Annotated in this window: 21 protein-coding genes; all 21 read right to left on the reverse strand. The window is 70.6% G+C overall.

The annotated features are described in order from the left end of the window. Positions 1 to 9: 9 nt before the first annotated feature. The 21 genes from VE326_07860 to fusA all read right to left on the reverse strand — a co-directional run bounded on the left by VE326_07860 (position 10) and on the right by fusA (position 20,006). Positions 10 to 396 carry a hypothetical protein gene (locus VE326_07860; GenBank protein ID HYJ33118.1) on the reverse strand — a complete coding sequence of 129 codons (387 nt, stop codon included), beginning with the start codon at positions 394 to 396 and terminating at the stop codon, positions 10 to 12. 5 nt (positions 397 to 401) lie between these two features. Beyond that, entirely contained in the window at positions 402 to 1,367 is a 966-nt protein-coding gene (locus VE326_07865; GenBank protein ID HYJ33119.1) for an HDOD domain-containing protein, read from the reverse strand. Further along, entirely contained in the window at positions 1,367 to 2,137 is a 771-nt protein-coding gene (locus tag VE326_07870; GenBank protein ID HYJ33120.1) for a FliA/WhiG family RNA polymerase sigma factor, read from the reverse strand. Before VE326_07870 ends, VE326_07865 begins: the two co-directional genes overlap by 1 nt. Positions 2,138 to 2,152: 15 nt before the next feature. Further along, on the reverse strand, positions 2,153 to 2,392 hold the full coding sequence (locus VE326_07875; GenBank protein HYJ33121.1) for a hypothetical protein: 240 nt from the start codon (positions 2,390 to 2,392) through the stop codon (positions 2,153 to 2,155). Between the two features lies 1 nt (position 2,393). Beyond that, positions 2,394 to 3,329, reverse strand: a complete 936-nt coding sequence (locus tag VE326_07880; GenBank protein ID HYJ33122.1) for a MinD/ParA family protein — start codon at positions 3,327 to 3,329, stop codon at positions 2,394 to 2,396. 260 nt (positions 3,330 to 3,589) lie between these two features. Then, complete coding sequence (locus VE326_07885) at positions 3,590 to 3,934, reverse strand: flagellar biosynthetic protein FliO (GenBank protein ID HYJ33123.1); 345 nt, start codon at positions 3,932 to 3,934, stop codon at positions 3,590 to 3,592. Continuing rightward, complete coding sequence (locus VE326_07890; GenBank protein ID HYJ33124.1) at positions 3,931 to 4,230, reverse strand: FliM/FliN family flagellar motor C-terminal domain-containing protein; 300 nt, start codon at positions 4,228 to 4,230, stop codon at positions 3,931 to 3,933. Before VE326_07890 ends, VE326_07885 begins: the two co-directional genes overlap by 4 nt. 11 nt (positions 4,231 to 4,241) lie before the next feature. Further along, positions 4,242 to 4,394, reverse strand: coding sequence for a hypothetical protein (locus VE326_07895; protein ID HYJ33125.1), 153 nt, complete (start codon positions 4,392 to 4,394; stop codon positions 4,242 to 4,244). Between the two features lie 293 nt (positions 4,395 to 4,687). Next, positions 4,688 to 5,806 (reverse strand): tRNA preQ1(34) S-adenosylmethionine ribosyltransferase-isomerase QueA, encoded by a 1,119-nt coding sequence (gene queA / locus VE326_07900; GenBank protein HYJ33126.1) that lies wholly within the window; start codon positions 5,804 to 5,806, stop codon positions 4,688 to 4,690. Beyond that, the gene (locus VE326_07905; GenBank protein ID HYJ33127.1) at positions 5,803 to 7,422 is read right to left on the reverse strand and encodes a response regulator; all 1,620 of its coding nucleotides are present in this window, start codon (positions 7,420 to 7,422) and stop codon (positions 5,803 to 5,805) included. The genes queA and VE326_07905 overlap by 4 nt, the downstream gene beginning before the upstream one ends. A gap of 9 nt (positions 7,423 to 7,431) precedes the next feature. Then, positions 7,432 to 9,558 (reverse strand): ATP-binding protein, encoded by a 2,127-nt coding sequence (locus VE326_07910; GenBank protein HYJ33128.1) that lies wholly within the window; start codon positions 9,556 to 9,558, stop codon positions 7,432 to 7,434. Next, entirely contained in the window at positions 9,555 to 10,559 is a 1,005-nt protein-coding gene (locus tag VE326_07915) for an ATP-binding protein (protein ID HYJ33129.1), read from the reverse strand. Before VE326_07915 ends, VE326_07910 begins: the two co-directional genes overlap by 4 nt. Beyond that, complete coding sequence (locus VE326_07920) at positions 10,550 to 10,954, reverse strand: anti-sigma regulatory factor (protein HYJ33130.1); 405 nt, start codon at positions 10,952 to 10,954, stop codon at positions 10,550 to 10,552. The genes VE326_07915 and VE326_07920 overlap by 10 nt, the downstream gene beginning before the upstream one ends. Further along, positions 10,935 to 11,330: an STAS domain-containing protein gene (locus VE326_07925; protein HYJ33131.1), complete on the reverse strand. Its 396-nt coding sequence runs from the start codon at positions 11,328 to 11,330 to the stop codon at positions 10,935 to 10,937. Before VE326_07925 ends, VE326_07920 begins: the two co-directional genes overlap by 20 nt. Before the next feature lie 11 nt (positions 11,331 to 11,341). After that, positions 11,342 to 12,253: an STAS domain-containing protein gene (locus VE326_07930; protein ID HYJ33132.1), complete on the reverse strand. Its 912-nt coding sequence runs from the start codon at positions 12,251 to 12,253 to the stop codon at positions 11,342 to 11,344. Positions 12,254 to 12,407: 154 nt separating this feature from the next. After that, positions 12,408 to 13,526 carry a Holliday junction branch migration DNA helicase RuvB gene (ruvB, locus tag VE326_07935; GenBank protein ID HYJ33133.1) on the reverse strand — a complete coding sequence of 373 codons (1,119 nt, stop codon included), beginning with the start codon at positions 13,524 to 13,526 and terminating at the stop codon, positions 12,408 to 12,410. Positions 13,527 to 13,586: 60 nt separating this feature from the next. After that, complete coding sequence (gene ruvA, locus VE326_07940) at positions 13,587 to 14,198, reverse strand: Holliday junction branch migration protein RuvA (GenBank protein HYJ33134.1); 612 nt, start codon at positions 14,196 to 14,198, stop codon at positions 13,587 to 13,589. Continuing rightward, positions 14,195 to 14,707, reverse strand: coding sequence for a crossover junction endodeoxyribonuclease RuvC (gene ruvC / locus VE326_07945; protein HYJ33135.1), 513 nt, complete (start codon positions 14,705 to 14,707; stop codon positions 14,195 to 14,197). The genes ruvA and ruvC overlap by 4 nt, the downstream gene beginning before the upstream one ends. Positions 14,708 to 14,789: 82 nt before the next feature. Then, positions 14,790 to 15,542: a YebC/PmpR family DNA-binding transcriptional regulator gene (locus VE326_07950; GenBank protein HYJ33136.1), complete on the reverse strand. Its 753-nt coding sequence runs from the start codon at positions 15,540 to 15,542 to the stop codon at positions 14,790 to 14,792. Between the two features lie 71 nt (positions 15,543 to 15,613). After that, positions 15,614 to 17,893 (reverse strand): S8 family serine peptidase, encoded by a 2,280-nt coding sequence (locus tag VE326_07955; protein ID HYJ33137.1) that lies wholly within the window; start codon positions 17,891 to 17,893, stop codon positions 15,614 to 15,616. A gap of 22 nt (positions 17,894 to 17,915) precedes the next feature. After that, a complete protein-coding gene (gene fusA, locus VE326_07960) occupies positions 17,916 to 20,006 on the reverse strand; it encodes an elongation factor G (protein ID HYJ33138.1) in 2,091 nt (696 codons plus the stop codon). Positions 20,007 to 20,054 lie beyond the last annotated feature (48 nt).

The raw sequence follows: 20,054 nt of genomic DNA on the forward strand, positions 1-20,054 counted from the left end.
TGGAATGCTTCAGCGCGCCCCGGGCGCGTCTCCCTGATGACGGGCCGATCCCGGCACCACCGCCGAATCCACGATCGTGACGCGGGTCCCGCCCTCGTCCCGGCCCAAGCCCGCCGGCGCGAGCACCATCGGCGGTCCCAGCTCCTTCACGGTGACCGGGAAGGTCTCCCCCGGCTTCCACTCCGGCGCGCCGTGCGCCATGAGCGTGACTCCATGGAAATGGAGCAGCGCCTTCCCGCGCCCGAGAATCCGGGCCACGGTCAGCGGCTCCGTCGCTCCTTCGCGCAGCGATGCGTAGAGCGCAGCACCCAGCCCCGGCTCGAAACGGATCCGGATCTCGACCGGGCGGCTCGCGCTCGGCTTGGCGGCGGTGGACCCCATCCTCACCCAACCCACTTCGCTCACTCCTCTCCCGACCCGCGGAACTCGGCGAAGAGCGCTTTCTCCCGCTCCGTTTCCCGGATCACCTCGGAGACCAGCTCCGCGGCCAGCGCCTCGCGGCGCGCCGCGCGCGGCTCCACCGACTCCCACGCGCGCTCGTCGAGCCCGGGGGCGTCGATACCCGGCGCCCAGGGATAGCCGGCGCGCTGCGCGAGGAAGTTGGCGATGTGGACCAGCGACGCCAGCGCGACGTTCCGCGCCGCCGTCTCCGGCCGGTGGTGGCAGGCGATCGCCTCGACGATGTCGGAGGGGAGACCCCACCGCTCGGCGAGCCATCCGCCCACCTCGGCGTGATCCGATCCGAAGTGCGCGCGCTCCGCCTCGAAGGAGGCCACGCCCTTGGTGCGGCAGCGGGCCAGGACCTTCTCGAAGCGCGGAGGATCGGATTCGCGCAGCACGACCTTCCCCACGTCGTGGAGAAGGCCGGCCGCGTAGGCGTCGCCGGTCAGGCGGTACTTCGCCCGTTCGGCCAGCGCCCGCGCGGCGATGCCGGCGGCCATGGAGTGCCCCAGGAGGCCCTCCAGCGAGGAGCCCGGACGCCCCAGCGCCCGCACCACCGACGACGTGAGCACCAGGTCGCGGATCGTGGAGGGGCCCAGGACCAGGACGGCCAGCTCCACCGAGCCGACCTTCCGGGGGAAGCCGTAGAAATCGGAGTTCGCGAGCCGGAGCGTGCGCGCGGTGAGGGCGGGATCGAGGGCCACGATCCGTCCGATCTCCTCGGAGGTCGCGTCGGGACGCGCCACTTCTTCGATCAGGCGCGAGGCGACCGCCGGGAAGGTCGGAAGGGAGACGGTGCGCTCGGCCGCGCGCTGGAGCGCCATGCGGCGCGAGATCCCGGGCGGCTCGGCATGGACGCGAGCGCGGGCGCGGGCGGCGGAACGGGCTGCGGCGACCCGCGCGGGGGCGCCGGAGAGGTGCGCCATCAAAGCACCCGGGCGAGGCGCGCCTTCAGCGTCTTCACGGCGCGCGTGTGGATCTGCGAGACGCGGGATTCGGAGATATGGAGCGCTTCGCCGATCTCCTTCAGCGTCATCTCTTCGTAGTAGTAGAGCGCGACCACCAGCCGCTGCTGCTCCGGCAGGCCGTCAATCGTCTCGAGCAGCACCTCGCGCGCCTGCTCGCTCTCGATCACTTCGAGGGCGTCGGCCTGCGCGGGGTCGTCCACGATATCCTCGAGCTGGATGTAGTCCTGGTCGTCCTCGGTCGAGACCGCCTTGGAGAGGGAGAGCAGCGCCGTTCCGTGCACCTCGTCCATGAGGCGCGACAGCTCGACCGGGCTCAGGTTCAGGGCGTCGGCGACCTCTTCCTCCGTCGCGGCGCGCCCCAGCTTCTGCCCCAGCTCGCGAGCCGCCTCTTCGACCGTGCGCGCCTTGCGCCGGATGGAGCGGGAGGCCCAGTCCAGGGAGCGCAGCTCGTCCAGGATGGCGCCTCGGATCCGCCAGATGGCGTAGGTCTCGAACTTGGTTCCCTTCGAGGCGTCGAACTTCTCGAGCGCGTCGAAGAGGCCGATGATCGCGGCCGACGTCAGATCGTCCCGCTCCACCGACTTCGGGAGGTGCAGCGCGAGCCGGTCGACCACGTACTTCACCAGCGGCGCGTACTTGCTGAGCGCGATCTCCTTCTGCCGCTCTTTCCGGTTCTTGGAGCGCGGCGAGCGGTTCTGAAGGGCGTGAAGGACGGACGAGAAGGCCATGGGTGCTCTCCCGAGCTAGCGGTTCCCGCGCGCGCGCCGCGAGGCCGGATGGGCCTCCTCGTAATGGCGGCGGAGCGCGGTTCTCATGAGAATCAGGCCGAAGCCGATCCCGACGGCGGCGACGAGGACGAAGGCGATCGCCGCGCGCAGGACCGTCACGATCCAGGACGCGTGCGTGGCGGCGCTCACGAGCCCCGAGAGCAGGGCGGCGAGGACGGCCGTGATCGCGGTGAGACGGACGAGGAGTGCGCGCACGTCAGACGCCCTCCGGAACTTCGTCGCTGGTGACCACCGTGAACGGCCCCGGCTCCGGCGCCGTCTCCTTGGGAGCCATGCCCAGCACCCGGCGCGCGAGCTGGTAGACGCAGGTCGCGGCGGGCGAGTAGGGATAGGTCGAGAGGAAGGGCTCCTGGCGGAGCACCGATTTCGGCACCGATTCGTCGGCCAGGATCGCGCCCCAGTACTCGATGTCCAGGTTCAGGAACCGCTTGGCCACCGAGCCGACGCGCCGCGCGACCGCCGCGGCCTCTTCCTCGGACGCGGCCTCGTTCACGATCAGCGCGGGAACGCAGCGGATGCTGCGCCGGCTGAGCACCTTGATCATGGCGTAGGCGTCGGAGAAGGCGGTGGGCTCGGGGGTGGTGACGACCAGGATCGGATCGGCGACCTGCGCCAGGGAGACCGCGTTCCGGCCGATGCCCGACGGGCAGTCGATCAGGATCAGGTCCACGTCGCGCTCCAGCTCCGCGAGGGAGCGGATCAGCACCTCGGTGCGGTACTCGTCCAGGTTCGCGAGCTCCTCGACCCCGCTCGAGGCGGGAAGGATCCGGATGCCGTCGGGGCCCTCGAGCACGACTTCGCCCACGGTGCGGGTGCCGAGGATCACGTCCTGAAGGTCGTACTGGGGCGCGATGCCGAGGAGCAGATCCACGTTCGCCAGTCCCAGGTCGCCGTCGACGACGAGGACCCGGATGCCCTGCCGCGCGAGCGCGATCGCCAGGTTCGTCACGATGTTCGTCTTGCCGACGCCGCCCTTGCCGCTCGTCACCGCGACGATGCGGCGGCGCGGGCGATTCGACGGCGGGGCGATCACCGGCTTCCGAGCCGCGCGCGGCGTCCGCGCCTTCTTCGCGGGACGCTTCCGCCGCTCCACCTTCGACTCGGCCCGGTTTCCAATCTCGATTTCGGTCATGACGCTCCGTTGTCCCTCGTGCGCGCTCTGGAGCGCGCGCCGTTCGTGCCGCTCGTCGATCCTCAGTTGGTTCGTCGGATTCGCAGGTCCGTTGTGCAACTCGTATGCCGCAGGTTAAGTCGTTGCGTTGCTTCGCGCCGGCGCCTCCGCTCCCCGTGGAGCGCCGGCCGGTTTGGCGGCGGTCCCCGAGCGCCGCACAACTTCTGGCCGCCCGCCTGCCGCCGCACCGCCGCGCCCGAGCGCGGCCGGCCGCTTCTGCTCTACGAGCGCATCCGGCGCTGACGCGCGGCCCGCGAGGCGCGGAGAAGCTCCGCTTCGATCTCCTCGAAGGCCTCCTCCTCCGTCGCGGCGCCGGGGGCGCGGCCCAGATCGGCGAGCGCCGCCCAGTGCTCCTTGGTCGAACCGAGCAGAAGGCGCCGTCCATCCACCTCCACCAGCACCAGCGTCCGGCCGATTCCGACCCGGGTCCGCGACACGACGTGCAGGGGGAGGACCTCCGCCGCCTCGGGCGAGCCCTTGGGACGCGCGGCGAAGATGCGGCTGGCGCCGTAGAGCACGGCGGCGGACACGGCGAAGGCGGTCGCTTCGATCCAGGGAATGGTCATCGAGGGCTCCTCCGGTCCGTTCCGGCCAGGGCGATGACGCGCACCGCGGCGCGTCCTTCCAGGGCGATCAGCTCGCCGTAGGCGACGGTGGTTCCATTCGCGACGACCTCGACCGGCGAGAGCGCGGCCCGCGTCAGCGGGAGCACGTCGCCGGCGCGCAGCGCCTTCAGCTCCTCCTGGGCCAGGTCGGCGTGCCCCGCGTCGATCACGACGTGGTAGCGCTCGCGCGGCGCGGGGACGTAGGCCGCTTCCCCGCGGAGGGCGGCGATCTCTTCCGGCGTGAGCAGTCGGCTCATGGCGGTGCCGGTCAGCGGGCCGCGCTCTTCGTGGTCTGACCGACCACGGCGCGGACGAAGGCGAGATAGCGGCGCATCGCGAGACGTTCGACCGCGCTCACGGCGCGGCCGCGAACCTGGGCGGCGTGAGACTTCCGGCTCCGGGACTTCGAGGCGCGAGGCATCGGCGTTCTCCCTTCCCACGGCTTCGCGGATCGTCCGACCCGCGCGGTGACTGGCTGGTTACGGCGAGGCAAAAGGCAACGGGCGTGCCGGGCCGCGGAAGGGAATTTGCCGGCCGCGTAAGCTGCTTATTGGTATGTGTTTATAGGATTGGCGTGAACGTCTGGAAGGAGCGCTCGACATCGGCAGGAGCGGCGAAAACTTGAGCGAAATGCGAAGGGCCGTGCAGAAATCATATCCGGCCGGCCGCCGCCACGGAGCGCAACCCCGATGGCGTGCCCGGCCGGCCGTTCTGTTACAAGATCAGCATCGCGTCACCATAGGAGTAGAACCGATACCCCTCCCGCACCGCCTCTTCATAAGCCGCGAGCACCCGCTCCCTCCCCGCAAGCGCCGAAACCAGAAACAGCAGGCTCGACTTCGGCAGATGAAAGTTGGTGACCATCCCGGCCACGACGCGGAATTCGAATCCCGGCAGGACGAACAGCGACGTGTCGCGCCAGTCGCCGCCGGCGGGCTCGCCGTCCCGCGCCCAGGACTCGAGCGCGCGCACGGCGGTCGTCCCCACGGCGATGACGCGCCCGCCCGCCGACCGCGCGGCGTGGAGCGCCGCCGCGGTCTCGGGCGGCACGCGATAGGGCTCCGGGTCGAGCGCGTGCTCGGCCGGATCTTCGGTCGCGACGGGACGGAACGTTCCGGGGCCCACGTGGAGCGTCACCGCCGCGATCGCCGCTCCGCGGTCGCGGCAGGCCCGGAGCGTCGCCTCGGTGAAATGGAGTCCCGCCGTCGGCGCGGCGACCGAACCGGGCTCGCGCGCATAGACCGTCTGATACCGCTCACGGTCCTCGGGCTCGTCCGCCCGGTCGATGTAGGGGGGAATGGGCACGTGTCCCACGCGCGCGAGCCAGCTCTCGAACGGAAGCGCCCCGTGAGGGCGGAACGCCACGCGGCGGGCACCGCGCTCCCCGACCCCGGAGACGACCGCGCTCCACGCGGGATCGGCGAACGCGAGCGGGAGTCCCGGGCGAAGGCGGCGCGCGGGCCGGGCCAGCGCGAGCCACGCCCGCTCGCCGGGGACGATGGGCGAGGGCGGCTCTTCTCTCACCAGGAGCAGCTCGACGTCGCGGGGTGAGGCGCAGCCGGCCTCGCGTGGCAGGCGAGCGAAGAGCCGCGCGGGGATCACGCGCGTGTCATTGACGACGAGAAGGTCGCCCGGGCGAAGGTAGCCGGGAAGATCGCGGAAGCGGCGGTGCTCGATCGCCGGCGCAGGGTTCGCGCCGGGCGCATCGTGGTCCGCCGCACGAGGGAGCACGAGAAGGCGCGATTCGTCGCGTTCGGCCGAGGGGTGCTGCGCGATCCGGTCGGCGGGAAGGCTGTAGTCGAAGTCGGAGGTGCGGAGGGGCCCCGCGTTCACCCCGCCGGCCGCTCGACGCCCGCCAGCGACGCGATGGCCGAGACCAGGTCGTTCGCCTCGATCGGCTTCGTGAGGTAGGCCTGGTATCCCGCCTCCAGCGCGCGCCGCTGCGTGTCGCCGCCGGTGTAGGCGGTCAGGGCGAGCGCCGGGACGGTACCGCCGCGCTCCCGGCCCCGCTCGCGCACGGCGCGGATCAGCGTGATCCCGTCCATGCCCGACATCGCGATGTCGCTGATCAGCACGTCGGGCTTCTCACGGCCGAGCGCGATCAAGGCCTCGGGGACCGACCGCGCGGACGTCACGCTCGCCCCCGACCGCTGCAGCAGGGCGGAGATCGCCTCCAGGGCGTCGGGGTCGTCCTCGACCACCAGCAGCCGGAGCCGGTTCAGGCTGGGCGTTTCCGAGAGGACCGGCTTCACGTCCGGTCGCGCCATGGAGCGCACCGCCGAGAGCCCGCGCGCCTCGGCCGGAGGAAGGCTCACGATCATCGTGGTGCCGCCCCCCAGACCCGGGCTCCTCGCCTCGACGGCGCCGCCGTGCAGCTCGACGATCTGCCGCACGATCGCGAGCCCCAGCCCCAGCCCGCTCTCGGAGCGCGTGGTCGAGGGGTCGGCCTGGTGGAAGCGCTCGAAGATCTTCGGCAGGACGTCGGGAGCGATCCCCTTGCCGGTGTCGGCCACCTCGATCCGGACGCCCGCCTCGGTGCCCCGGACCGACACGCGCACGGTGCCGTCCCGCGGCGTGAACTTGATCGCGTTCGAGAGCAGGTTCCAGACGACCTGCTGCAGGCGCGTCGCGTCCCCCCACACGGGACCCGCGGTGTCCTCGACCATCGATTCCACGCGCACGTGCTTGGCCTCGGCCGCGCCGCGGATGTTCACGATCGCCGCGGCGACGATCGGCTCCAGCTCCACCAGGGCCACGTCCAGGCGCAGCTTTCCCGAGACGATGCGGGAGACGTCGAGCAGGTCGTCGATCAGCTTCATCTGCAGCCGGACGTTCCGCTCGATCACGTCGAGCCCGCGCGTCAGCTGCGCTTCGTCGCCGTTCGCGGAGCGGAGCAGGGAGACCCACGATAGCATGGTGCCGAGGGGCGAGCGCAGCTCGTGGGAGAGGGTGGCCAGGAACTCGTCCTTGCTCTGGTTCGCGGCCTCGACCGCCTCGCGCGCCGCTTCGGCGGCGCTCCGTGCCGACTGCTCGCCGGCGAGCGCGGCGCGCAGCGAGTCCTCGGCCCGGCGCACGCGCAGGAGCGAGCGCACGGTCGCGACGAGCACGGTGGGTTCGATCGGCTCGGTGAGGGCGGCGTCGGCCCCCCCTTCCAGGGCCCGCACGGTATCGGCATCGCTCACGTACGTGGCCGACACTTGGAGAACCAGGGTGGAGGCGGTCCCGGGATCGGCCTTGATCCGGCGGCAGACCTCCCAGCCGTCCAGTCCCGGGAGCTTCACATCCAGAACCACGATGCGAGGCTCGCGCTCGGCTACGAGGCGCAGCGCCTCGAGCCCGTCCTTGGCCTGGATCACTTCATAGCCCGCGCGCGCCAGGATCCGCTCCTTGTGGTAGCGCGCGGTGTCGGTGTCGTCCACGACCAGGATCAGCTCCGGCTGGGGGGCCATCGATCGCTCCTACGCGGCGGCCGTCCGCCGCATCGCCTCTTCGACGCGCGGCAGGATGCGCTCGCGGGAAAGTGTTTCCTTGGAGATCACGCCCGCGGCCATTTCGAGGAGCCGGTCGCGCTCGCCTTCCCCGAGCGCCTTGGACGTGACCACGAACACGGGAATCTCGCGCGTCATCGGATCGCTCTTCAGGCGGCGCAGAACCTCCTCGCCGTCCTGGTCGGGCATCCGGAGATCGAGGCAAATCGCGCCGACCTGCCCGGAGCCCGCGACGTGGAGCGCCTCGGCTCCCGTGGCGGCCTCGAGCACCTCGACGTGCGGCGCCGTCAGGCTCTGGCGGATCAGATAGCGCGAGATCTCCTCGTCGTCCACGATCAGCACGCGGCGCATGACGACGTCTCCCGTCATGGACGAGATCTGCCGGATCAGGCGCTGGCGGTCGATCGGCTTGATCAGGTAGGCGTCCGCTCCCAGCGCGGCTCCCTTGGCCTGATCCTCGACGGTGCTCACGATCAGGATCGGCGTCGCTCCCGTATCCGGACGGCGCCGGAGCTCGGTCAGGAAGGCCCAGGTATCCTCGCCGCGCAGCAGGACGTCGAGGAGGATCAGCGCCGGGCTCATGATCGACAGCGCCTCGCGCGCCTCGCGCAGCGTTCGGGCGTGGAGCACCTGATAGCCCGCGGCCGAGAGGTACTTCTCGTAGAGAAGTGCCTCCTCGGGCGCGTCCTCGACCACGAGTACGGGGAGGCGCCCGGGCATCGGGTGCCAGGAATCCAGGGCCACGCTGTCGCGCTCCGCGTAGGAGACCGGGATCTCCGCCACGAACGTGGATCCGGCGCCCACTTCGCTCCGCACGGAAACCGATCCGCCCAGGAGCTCGGCCAGCCTGCGGCAGAGGGGAAGCCCCAGTCCCGTGCCGCGGACCCTCCGCTGGATCGCGCTGTCGATCTGCGTGAACTCCTGGAAGATCCGCTCCTGGTCCTCGGGCGCGATCCCGATGCCGGTGTCCGACACCTCGAACGCGATCTTCCCTCCGCCGTTGACCAGGCGCGCGCGCACGCGGACCTCGCCCTGCTCGGTGAACTTGAGCGCGTTCGAGATGAAGTTGCGCAGGATCTGCGAGACCTTTCCCTCGTCGGTATGGAGCGGCGGGATCTCCTCCGGCTCCTCGAAGACCAGGGCGACCGAGGTGGTGACGAGGAGCGGCCGGAGCATGCCGCGCAGGGCCCCGAAGAGGTTCGACACCTCGAAGAGGGTGGGGCGCACCTCGGACTTCCCCGCCTCCACCTTGGCCAGGTCGAGCAGGTCGTTCACCAGCTCCGACAGCTCGCTGGAGGCGCGCCGGATGAACTGAACCTGCCGCTCCTGCTCCGCCGTGAGCGGGCCGTCGGTGCGCTCGAGGAGCATCCAGGCAAGCGCCTGGATCGAGTTCACCGGCGTGCGGAATTCGTGCGTCATGTTCGAGAGGAAGCGCGACTTGAGCTCGTCGGCGCGGCGCAGATGGTCGGCCTTCTCGTCCAGCTCGGCGTAGAGCGCGACCACCCCGCGGTTGGTGTCCTCCAGCTCGCGGTTCAGCACCAGGAGCTGCTCCTGGCGCTGCTCCAGCTCGGCCATGGTGGCGAGCAGCTCCTGGTTCTGGCGCTGGATCTCCCCGAGGGCGTCCTGCGGCTTTTCCTTCGCGAGCGACTCGGCGATCGCGACGATTTCCGCCGGGCTCACGAGCGGCCGCCCCGGGGGGACGAGCTTGCTCAGGGTGACGGTCGTTCCCTGCGCCGGATCGGACACGATGCTGAACTGGTCCATCAGGCGCCGCGCGCCGGAGATGCCGATTCCCATGCCCGTCGTGGAGCGGTAGCGCCCCTCGAGGATCTCCGTCAGCCGGCGGATGCCCGGCCCCGTGTCGGTGACCCGGATCGTGAACACCTGGGGCGGCGTGACTCCCTCGACCCGGAACTCGGCCATCCCCTGCTGCGCGTAGGCGACCGCGTTCCGCGCGATCTCCGAGACGGCGGTGGCGATCCGCACCTGATCCTGTCCGTCGAATCCGAGGAGACCCGCGATCCGCCGCGCGCGCTGGCGCGCGAGCACCACGTCCACCTCCTGGCGCAGGGCGAGCGAGAGGATGCGGCTGCTCACGCGGCCTCCCGCAGCGCGACGGCGGTGGCGTCGTCCCGCCCCCTGCCGAAATCGCGGTAGAGAGCGCCGGCGATGACCGCCGGATGGCGATGCTGGAGTCCAGGATACCGGGCGAGGTCCCAGTGGGTGGCGATCCCGTCGGTGTGGAGCAGGACCAGGGCGCGCCGGGGCCAGGGATAGACGAACTCGTGAACCTTGCGAACGGAGTGGCCCAGGACGCCGTGGTGGGAGACCATCGACCGCTGCTCTCCGGGAGCGTGCACGGAGGCGGAGATGTTGCCGATCCCCACGAAGCGGCCCACGCGCTCCTGAAGATCCAGCTCGAGCACGGCCCCGGCGGCCCCGCGCGTGGCGCGGAGTCCCTCGTGGATGCGCTCGAGGATCGAGACCGGCCCCTCGTCGGTGTGCTCCAGGAAGAGGCGCGCCGCCAGCGAGGAGGCGGCATGCGCGTCGGCGCCGTGCCCGAGACCGTCGACGACCAGGACCAGCGTGCGGTCGGGGCGATGGGCGACCGCCCAGGCGTCCCCGGAGAGCTCCTCGCCGGGGCAGGGGACCTGGACCGCCCCGACCTCGATGGCGCTCGCGTCGCCCCGGGGCTCGGCCCCCACCCTGGCGAACAGGATGGTGCCCGTCTCGCCGCTGTAGAGATCGAAGCAGGTGGCGATCCGGCGAATGGCGCCGAGGCCGCCTCCGATGCTCCCCTCCCTCGTCGAGAAGCCGTCGCGCAGGGCGCGATCGAGGTCGCGGATGCCGGGGCCGCGGTCGAGCGCGACGATCTCCACGGCCCGCATTTCCGGTTCCCTCACGGTCGAGAGCACGATCTCTCCCCCCTGCGCGTGCTTCACGAGATTCGTCGCCGCCTCCGTCGCCACCAGGCCCACGCGGCCGGTCTCCTCGGAATCGAACCCGATGCTCTCGGCCAGCACCGCCGCCGCCCGGCGAACCTGCCCCGCCTGGCTCATCTCGCGGACCGGGATCGCCTGCGTCTCGATCACCGCCATCGCGTGATCGCGACCCGGGTGCCCCGGCCCGGCTCGGAGGTGACCTCGAAATCGTGGCAGAGCCGCTTGGCCCCGCCCAGTCCCAGACCCAACCCCCCGCCCGTGGTGAAGCCGTCGCGCAGCGCCTGCTCCACGTCGGGGATCCCCGGCCCCTGGTCCTCGAACACCACCCGGATGCCGCGCCGGTTCCCGTCGTTCAGCGCCTCGAGCCGCATCGACCCGCCCCCGCCGTGGGTCAGCGTGTTGCGCGCGAGCTCGCTGGCGGCGGTCACGATCTTGGTCTGGTCCACCAGGCTGAAGCCCGCGTACACAGCCCACTCGCGCACCAGCTGGCGCACGCCGACCACGTCCTGCGAGGTGCGGATCTCCTTGGCCTCATCCCTGAGTACGGCCACGCGAACGCTCCGCGGATCCCGCGGCGCCGTCGCCGCGGATCAGGTCCATGCCTCGCTCCACGTTCAGGGCGGTACGCACCCCCGGGAGCGAGAGGCCCAGCTCGACCAGGGTGATCGCCACGGCCGGCCGCATGCCGACCACCACCGTCTCGGCATCCAGAACATGCGCCATCGCGGCGATGTTGGCGAGGATCCGCCCGATGAAGGAGTCGACCACTTCGAGGGAGGAGATATCGATGACGACGCCGCGCGCATGCGCCTCCGCGATGCGGGAGGTGAGATCGTCCTGCAGGGTCATCGCGAGCCGGTCGTGCATGTCGACCTGGATCGTGACGAGCAGGCAGTCGCCCATCTTGAGGATCGGGATCCGTTCCATGGTCCCGTTCCTCAGCGCGACGGACGAGGAGGAGGCGCGCCGCCGTTCCGGGGGGCCGCGCCGTCCACCGACGCGACCGTCAGGCCCCGCCGCGCGAGCGCGATGGCGAAGGCGTCCGCGAGCGTGGACTTGGTGGCCACCCCCTGCAGCTCCACGCCCAGGTGCACGATCGTCTGCGCGATCTGGGGGCGGATGCCGCTGATGATGCACTCGGCGCCCATCAGCCGCGCCGCCGCGATCGTCTTCAACAGGTGCTGCGCCACCAGCGTGTCCACCGTGGGCACGCCGGTGATGTCGATGATCGCGTAGGAGGAGCCGGTCTCCACGATCTTCTGGAGCAGGTTCTCCATGACGGTCTGCGCCCGGGTCGAATCGAGGGTGCCGATGACGGGCAGGGCGAGGACCCCCTCCCACAGCTCGACCACGGGGGTCGAGAGCTCGACCATCTCCGATTCCTGCCTCCGGATGAGCTCCTCGCGACTCTTCATGTAGAGCTCGGTCGTGTAGAGCCCCAGCTGGTCCAGGATCAGGGACGCCGTCCAGAGCTGCTCGGCGAGCTGGTCCGAGTCGCGCCCCAGCTCGTGGCGGAGCCGGGCGAACAGCGGCTGCTTCAGGGAGAAGACGAAGACGGCGGTATCCGTCGGCGAGTAGCCCTGGATGGCGCGCGAGCGCGAAAGGTCGGTCAGGAACTCGCGGGTCTCGCCCCAGGCGGGGGTGCGGATGTCGGTGGAGGCGCCGCCCTGCAGGCTGCTCGCAAAATGGCTGAGGAACCGGCGCGACTGGTCCGTCAGCTCGTCCTCGCGGGCTCGGTCGCGCTGATAGCCCAGCGCGGAAATCTGAAGCTGGATCCAGTCGGCCAGAAGCTCGCGCTCGTAGCGCTGGACGATCTCCGGAATGCGGCCCACCGATGTCGCGGTACTCATGTGAGGTCCTCTCCTTGGCGAGAAAACCGAGTCGTTTCCGAAGTGCGGATATTCCGAAAGCGGACGCCAGATGGTAAGAATACGACCAGCGGAGGAGAAGCGTAAAGTTACAAGCGTGCAGGGGGGTGATTTCGTTCGAAAAAAGGGCCCCCCTCTAGAAGCCTTCCAGCCGCTGCTGTCCCTCGGGGTTGGGAGCGCCGGGCGTCGCCCGGGACCGCCCCAGGTGGGCGAACGCCAGGTCGGTGGCCTCCCGCCCGCGGGGGGTCCGCTTCAGGAAGCCCTCCTGGATCAGGTAGGGCTCGTAGACGTCCTCCAGGGTGTCCGGCTCCTCCCCCACGACCACGGCGATCGTAGAGAGGCCGACCGGGCCGCCGCCGTACTTCACGACGATGGCCTCCAGCATCCGCCGGTCCATGTCGTCCAGGCCGCGGGCGTCCACCTCGAGGAGGGCGAGGGCGGCCTGGGCCACGGCGGACGTGATCGTCCCGTCGGCCCGGGTCTCGGCATAGTCCCGGACCCGCCGGAGGAGGCGGTTGCCGACCCGGGGCGTCCCGCGGGCGCGGGAGGCGATCTCCTGCGCCCCCCCGGCGTCGATGGAGACGCCCAGGATGGTTGCGGACCGGCGGATGATCCGGGTCAGCTGGTCGCGCGAGTAGTAGTCGAGCCGGGCGGAGAGGCCGAAGCGGCCCCGGAGCGGCGCGCTCAGGAGCCCGGTGCGCGTGGTCGCGCCCACCAGCGTGAAGCGCTTGAGATCGATCCGCACGCTGCGCGCGCTGGGTCCCCGGTCGATCATGATGTCCAGGCAGAAGTCCTCGATGGCGGGGTAGAGATACTCCTCCACGACGGGATTCATCCGATGGATCTCGTCGATGAAGAGGATGCCGCGCTCGTCGAGATTGGTGAGGATGCCGGCGAGGTCGGCCGCGCGCTCCAGCACCGGCCCCGAGGTCTGGACGAAGGGAACGCCCATCTCGGCGGCCAGGATGGAGGCGAGGGTCGTCTTCCCCAGCCCGGGGGGTCCGTGGAACAGGATGTGGTCGAGCGCCTCGCCGCGGGCCCGCGCCGCCTCGGTCGCGATGCGGAGCTGCTCGCGCAGGCCGTCCTGCCCCGTGAAGTCGGAGAGCTGCCGGGGGCGGAGGCTCCCCTCCAGCTCGCGGTCGTTCCCGAGGAGCTCGGGATCGGTCACGCGCTCCCGCTCGGGCCCGGGAACGGGCAACGGCGCGGGCCCGGGGAGGCGGCGCTTCTTCGGCTCGGGCGATGCGGGTCGGGGCATTTGGCACTCCGGTGAACCGGCGGCCTGGCTGGACGTCATCGGGAACGGGTGAAGCCTAGGCTAGCGCACCTTCTGCTGCAACGCCCGGCGCACGACGCTCTCCACGGTGGCGCCCGCGCCCAGCTCCTGCACGGCCTCCTGGGCCGCGCCCAGGGCGCCGCTCCGGGAAAAACCGAGCGCGGCCAGCGCGGCGGCCGCGTCGGACGCAACGGTCGTGTGCGCGCCGAGCGCGCCCGGAGTTCCGGCGGCCGCGGGCGCCGCGCCGCCGAGCGCCGGCGCTTTCTCGGAGAGCTCCACGACCAGGCGCTGCGCCAGCTTCTTCCCCACGCCCGGCAGCGTCTGGAGGAATTCCGCGTCCCCCGCCTGGAGCGCCTCGCGCACGCGCGAGGCGGTGGCGCCGCTCAGGATGCCCACCGCCAGCCGCGGCCCGATCCCCGAGACCGAGATCATCCGCTCGAACAGCTCCCGCTCGACATGGTCGGCGAAGCCGTACAGCTGGAGCGCGTCCTCGCGTACGTGGAGATAGGTGAGCAGGGACAGGGTCTGGCCGACCGCGGGGAGCGTCTCGAAGCAGGAGACCGAGATGTGGAGCCGGATCGAGATGCCCCCCATCCGCACGACAGCGGAGGTGGGCATCTTGGAGACGAGGGTTCCGCTCAGGGCGTCGATCATGACCGGGAAAACCTCCGGATGGGGATCGCGACCCTCGCCGACGTGACCAGCGGCGAGCGGTGCGCGTGGCAGAGGGCGACCGCGAGCGCGTCGGCTTCGTCCTCGGTGACGGCGCCCACGCCGGGAAGGAGGCGGCGCACCATGAACGCGACCTGCTCCTTCGCCGCCGCGCCCTGCCGCACCACCGCCATCTTCACCTCGGGCGCGGTGTACTCGTAGATCGCGGCCCCGCTCTTGCGCGCGGCCAGGAGGACGACGCCCCGCACATGGCCGATCTGGAGCGCCGCCTTGGCGCTCTTCCGGACGAAGGCCGATTCGACGGCGACCTCGTCGGGAGCGAGCTCCCCGAGCAGATGCGCCAGGGCGTCGTGCACGGCGACGAGACGGTCGGCAAAGGAGAGGGAGGCCCGCGGCGCGATGGCGCCGGAGCGTTCGTAGTGGACGCGGCTGCCCTCGAGGCGCACCAGCCCGTAACCGGTGGCGCGACTGCCGGGGTCGATCCCGAGAATCCGCCGCCCCGCCGCGGGCGCCGAAGCGGGTGCGCGCCCGACCGCCGGAGCGGGTGCGCGCTCGGCCGCTGCCGCGGCGGCGCTACTGCTGGAACTTGGTGAGGACTTCGTCCGAGATGTCGAGATTGGACGAGATCCGCTGGACGTCGTCATGGTCCTCGAGCGCCTCCATGAGCTTCAAGGCCTGTTCGGCATCCTTCTCGGACAGCGCGATCGTGTTCTGGGGCACCTTGGCGATCTCGGCGGAAGTCGTGACAATCCCCTTCTTCGCCAGGGCCGCCTTCACCGACTCGAACTGCGGGAGCGGCGTCATGATCTCGTACGTTTCGGGGTCGTCGGTGGCGACGTCCTCGGCGCCGGCGTCGAGGACGAGCTCGATGAGGGACTCCTCGTCGATCGCGGAGCGCGGAATGACGATCTGCCCCTTGGCGTGGAACATCCACTGCACGGCCCCCGCCTCGGCCATCCGTCCGCCCGCCTTGGTCAGGATATGCCGGAGCTCGCCCGTGGTGCGGTTCCGGTTATCGGTGAGGGAGTCCATGAGGATGGCGATGCCGCCGGGGCCGTAGCCCTCGTACGTCACCTCCTCGTAGTTCACCCCCTCGAGCTCGCCGGTTCCCTTCTTGATGGCGCGCTCGATGTTGTCCTGCGGCATGTTCACCGACTTGGCGCCGAGGACGGCGGTGCGCAGACGCGGGTTGGCGTTCTGATCCCCGCCACCGGCGCGCGCGGCGACGATGATCTCCTTGATGTACTTCGTGAAGATCTTCCCTCGCTTGGCGTCCGTCGCGGCTTTCTTCCGCTTGATGGTCGCCCACTTCGAATGACCCGACATGCCGCGTTCCCCCCTGTACGTCTAAGACTCCGCGTCGCCCCGGCCGATCGTCGCGCCCGGGCGTGAAGCGATCAACGCACCAGCACCAGACGCCGCACCAGCTCGCGTCCCGCCGCGCGGAGCCGGTAGAAGTAGATCCCCGCGGCCGCGGGGCGTCCGGCCTCGTCGCGACCGTCCCAGCGGATCAGGTACTGCCGCGCGGTCGCCTGATCGGAATCGACCAGCGTTTTGACCAGGCGCCCCCGCGCGTCGAAGACGCGCAGGTCGGCCGCCACCGGGGCGCCGCTGCCCGCGAGCGTGAACGGGATGTCGGTCGCGCGGAGGAACGGATTGGGGCGGTTCTGCCCCAGCACGACGCCCGCCGCCGAGGGCGGTATCGCCACGTCGGTGGTCGCGCCGGTCGTGAAGCGGAACGGCTCGCGCGCGCTTCGCCCATGGCTCAGGGCATCGGTGGCCACGACGCTCCATTCGTAGGTGGTGCTCGGGCCGAGGTAGTTCGCCACCTGGGCCGAGCTGTCGGTCGTGGTCTTGCTGAAGACCACCTGGTTCGTCGTGAGATTGCGAAGGGTCACGGTATAGGTCAACGCCTCGTTCTGCGGATCGGTGGTGCTCCGCCAGCGCAGGGTCAAAGGCGTCGTGGTCACGGTCGTGTTGTTCGACGGAAGCAGGAGATTGAACGGGCGGGGAAAGACGGGCGCGCCCAGGGACGAGGACCAGATCGCGGCCTGGACGTTGATCCGGCCCCACCCGTAGATGCTGTCGGGGATGTTGGCGCGGTCCGCCGTTGTCATCAGGGCCTGACGAACCTGGGCGACGGTCCACTCGGGGTGCGCCTCGCGCACCAGCGCCGCGGAGCCTGCGACGAGCGGCGTCGAGAGCGACGTGCCATTCGCCTGCGCGATGGCGACGTTGTTGCTAGCGACCGCCCAGTAGGTGCCTACGCCCTGGGCCACCACCTCCGGCTTGATCCGGCCGTCCGAGGTGTTCCCGCGGCTGGAGAAGCTGGCGATGCCGTTGTTCGTGTCTACCGCCCCGCACGAGAGGATGCTGTCGGCATCGGCAGGGCTGTCGAGGGTGCGTCCGCCGGGTCCGGAGTTCCCCATGGCGTTGGCCACGACGATGCCGCGACGGGCCGCGAGGATGGCCGCCTGCGCCACGATGGTCGTATGCCCATTCAGGTCGTTCCAGGTGTAGTCCGTCTGCCCCGGGTCGAAATCGAGATACGCCAGCGACGACGAGATTACGTCCACACCCAGCGAGTCGGCCCATTCCGCCGCCGCAGCCCAGTTGTCCTCCTCGGCATGCGTCTCGGTGGGGACGTACTCGGTCTTCGCGAGCGCGAACGTCGCGTTGTACGCGGGGCCAATCAGGTTATTGATCCAGTACCCTCCCGCCACCGCCCACGTGCCGGTCCCGTGGTCCCACTGTCCCGAGGCGTCCGGCGGGATCTGGTTGGCGGTTTCGCTGTCCTCCCAGACGAAGTCCCACTCGGCGATCCGCTTGAGCTGGATCGTCGCCGTGTGGCTCTTGTTGAAGCCGGTGTCGAACATCGCGAGGATCACGCTGGCGCCGCTGTATCCGGAATCGTGAACGGCGGGAACGTTGATGCTGGTGAGCTGGGTGATTGACGGGCCGTAGCCGGTCGAGGGCGGCTTGTTCAGGGCCGAGGCGCGAGCCGCGCCGGGAGCCGGGGCCGCCCCGTGCTCATCCGTGCTCGGCGCGCCCTCGATGGCTGGCCCTTCCGAGACCGGCGTTATGGGCCGGGAATACTGAAGCGGCAGGATCGCGCGCACGAACGGAAGGGTCGCGATCCGGCGCGCCTCCCCGTCGTTGGCCATCACGCTCACCGCGTTCATCCACTTGGAGACGTGCCGCACGCCCGCCCCCGTCGCGGCGACGGCTTCGACGTAGCGAGCCGGCACCGGGACGTCGTCGAAATCGGGCGCGTACTGGCCCCCCTGCTCTTTCGCGCGGCGGGCCCGCGCGCGCTCGGTGAGCCGCGCTCCGGCGTCGCGCACGGCCGCGCCGAACGAGCGCTCGTCGAACACTGCCTTGTCGGTGAATACGACCCAGAGCGCGGTGCGCCCCTCGGCGGCGATCCGTGCGACCGCCGACGCGCTGAGCACCGGCTGCATGCGCGGCGCGGGGGGCGTGAAGCGGGAGCTCCGCTCGAGAGCCTCGGCGCGCGCCGCCTTCGACCGCGCGTCGGGCGCGGGGGCCGGGGCAGCGGAAGCAGCGGAGGCGAGCGGCGAGATCCCCAGAAGGAGCAGGGCGAGACCGCCGAGAGCGGCTCGGGAACGTCGGATCGCAGGACAGAGGAGCCCGCGGTGCGAGGCGAGATGAAGATCCATGGGTGTCATACTCCCTGGCCGGCTAGGCGGAGGCCATCGCTTCCTTGTCGGCCTTGGCCTGCGCGATGACCTTGTCGGCCAGCTCGCGCGGCACTTCCTCGTAGTGGCTGAACTTGGTGTGGAACGAAGCGCGCCCCTGGGTGAGGGAGCGCAGGTGCGTCGAGTACTTGTACAGCTCGGCCTGCGGCACGTGCGCCCGGATCTGGTCGTAGCGCGACTCCGAGTCCATGCCGAGGATCTTCCCCCGTTTGGATGACAGATCGCCCGTGACGGCGCCGACGAAATCCTTGGGCACGCGCACAACGATCTCCACGATCGGCTCGAGCAGCACGGGGCCGGCCTCCCGCACCCCCTCCCGGAAGGCGAGCGCGCCGGCGATCTTGAACGCCATTTCCGACGAATCCACCGTGTGGTAGGAGCCGTCGTAGAGCGCGGCGCGGAAGTCCACGACCGGGTAGCCGGCCAGCACCCCCTCGTGCATCGCCTCGACGATCCCCTTCTCCACGGCGGGGATGAAGTTGCGCGGGACGGAGCCGCCCACGATCTCGTCCACGAACTCGAACCCGCTCCCGGATTTCAACGGCTCGAAGCGGACGTGGACGTCCCCGAACTGGCCGCGGCCGCCCGTCTGCTTCTTGTGCCGCCCCTGCTTGCTGACCGATTTCCGGATGGTCTCGCGGTAGGGAATCCGCGGCTTCGCCGTCTCGACGTGCACGCCGAAGCGGCGCGTCAGCTTCTCGAGGAGCACGTCGATGTGGAGGTCGCCCAGCCCCGAAAGGACCGTCTGGTGCAGGTCGCCCTCGACGCGGACGTGGATGGTCGGGTCTTCCTCGCGCAGCTTGTGGAGGCCCGAGCCCATCTTCTCCTCTTCCCCTTTGTGCTTGGGCGCGATCGCGACCTCGTTGGTCGCGCCGGGAAACGGGACGGGCGCGAGCACGATGGGATGGTTCTTGTCGCACAGGGTCTGGCCGGTGTGCGTCTCGCGCAGCTTCACCGCCGCCCCGATGTCGCCCGCGGGGAGGGTGGCCGCGTCCTTCCGGTCCTTGCCCACGATGGTGAAGAGCTGCCCGATCTTCTCCGCGCGCTGTGCGCTGGAATTCCAGACTTCCTTCCCCGGCGCCAGCGTCCCCGAGAAGACGCGGATCATCGAGAGGTCGCCGGCGTGGCTCTCGCTGCTCGTCTTGAAGACGATCGCGGCGAGATGCCCGGCGGCGTCGGCAGGGAACTCGACCTTGTCGGCGCTGCCCGGTTTCGTCCCCACCACGGGGCCGCAGTCGGACGGCGAGGGCATCAGGTCCACGATGGTGTCGAGCGCGAAATCGATCCCGTGCATCGGATAGGCGGCGACCGGTACCGCCGGCACGAACGAGCGCGCGCAGACCCCCTCACGGAGTCCCTTGTGGATCTCCTCGACGGAGAGCTCCTCGCCGCCGAGGAACTTCTCGAGCAGCGTGTCGTCGGCCTCGGCCGCGGCGTCCACGAGAGCGGAGCGCGCCTGGCCGATCTCGGCCTCCATCTCCGCGGGGACGGGGCCTTCCTTGGAGGAGCCGTCCTTCTCGAAGAAGAACGCCTTGTGCGACGCGAGGTCCACGATGCCACGGAACGACTCCGCCTGTCCGATCGGCCACGCCACCGCGACGAAGCGCTTTCCCAGGCGCTCGGTCGCGCGCGCGAGCGCGCCCGCGAAGTTGGCGTGCTCCTTCTCCATCTGCGTGATGACCGCCAGCGTCGCGCACCCGCGATCTTCGATCTTCTCCCACACCGCCTCGGTCCCGGCCTCGACGCCCGCCGGGGCCTTGAGGCAGAGGATCACGCCGTCGGCCGCGCGCAGTCCCGCAACGAGATCACCCGCGAAGTCGGCGTAGCCCGGCGTATCGATGAGGTTGATCTTGTGGTTGCGCCATTCGATGGGCGCGACGCCCAGGCTGAGCGAGATCTTGCGATGGGTCTCCTCCGCCGTGAAGTCGAGCGCGGTGGTCCCGTCTTCGACCCGGCCATGCCGCGTCGTGACTTTGGTGCGCCAGAGGAAGGCTTCGGCGAGGGAGGTTTTTCCGGTGCCGTGCTGCGAGGCGAGTGCGACGTTACGGATCTGGCTCGTTTGGAACTCTTTCAAGGGAGCCCCCCTGGTTCCGGTCCCTCCGGAACCGATGGTAATTATAAG

Source organism: Candidatus Binatia bacterium (assembly GCA_035631035.1).
GTDB lineage: Bacteria > Eisenbacteria > RBG-16-71-46 > SZUA-252 > SZUA-252 > DASQJL01.

Excerpts from the sequence above, each read along its gene's own strand:
- VE326_07885 (HYJ33123.1), bottom strand. The coding sequence starts at position 3,934 with ATGACCATTCCCTGGATCGAAGCGACCGCCTTCGCCGTGTCCGCCGCC.
- VE326_07955 (HYJ33137.1), bottom strand. The coding sequence starts at position 17,893 with ATGGATCTTCATCTCGCCTCGCACCGCGGGCTCCTCTGTCCTGCGATC.
- ruvA (HYJ33134.1), bottom strand. The coding sequence starts at position 14,198 with ATGATCGACGCCCTGAGCGGAACCCTCGTCTCCAAGATGCCCACCTCC.
- VE326_07880 (HYJ33122.1), bottom strand. The coding sequence starts at position 3,329 with ATGACCGAAATCGAGATTGGAAACCGGGCCGAGTCGAAGGTGGAGCGG.
- VE326_07930 (HYJ33132.1), bottom strand. The coding sequence starts at position 12,253 with ATGAGTACCGCGACATCGGTGGGCCGCATTCCGGAGATCGTCCAGCGC.
- VE326_07925 (HYJ33131.1), bottom strand. The coding sequence starts at position 11,330 with ATGGAACGGATCCCGATCCTCAAGATGGGCGACTGCCTGCTCGTCACG.
- VE326_07915 (HYJ33129.1), bottom strand. The coding sequence starts at position 10,559 with ATGGCGGTGATCGAGACGCAGGCGATCCCGGTCCGCGAGATGAGCCAG.
- VE326_07870 (HYJ33120.1), bottom strand. The coding sequence starts at position 2,137 with ATGGCCTTCTCGTCCGTCCTTCACGCCCTTCAGAACCGCTCGCCGCGC.
- VE326_07895 (HYJ33125.1), bottom strand. The coding sequence starts at position 4,394 with ATGCCTCGCGCCTCGAAGTCCCGGAGCCGGAAGTCTCACGCCGCCCAG.
- VE326_07890 (HYJ33124.1), bottom strand. The coding sequence starts at position 4,230 with ATGAGCCGACTGCTCACGCCGGAAGAGATCGCCGCCCTCCGCGGGGAA.
- ruvB (HYJ33133.1), bottom strand. The coding sequence starts at position 13,526 with ATGCCCCGACCCGCATCGCCCGAGCCGAAGAAGCGCCGCCTCCCCGGG.
- VE326_07905 (HYJ33127.1), bottom strand. The coding sequence starts at position 7,422 with ATGGCCCCCCAGCCGGAGCTGATCCTGGTCGTGGACGACACCGACACC.
- VE326_07865 (HYJ33119.1), bottom strand. The coding sequence starts at position 1,367 with ATGGCGCACCTCTCCGGCGCCCCCGCGCGGGTCGCCGCAGCCCGTTCC.
- VE326_07950 (HYJ33136.1), bottom strand. The coding sequence starts at position 15,542 with ATGTCGGGTCATTCGAAGTGGGCGACCATCAAGCGGAAGAAAGCCGCG.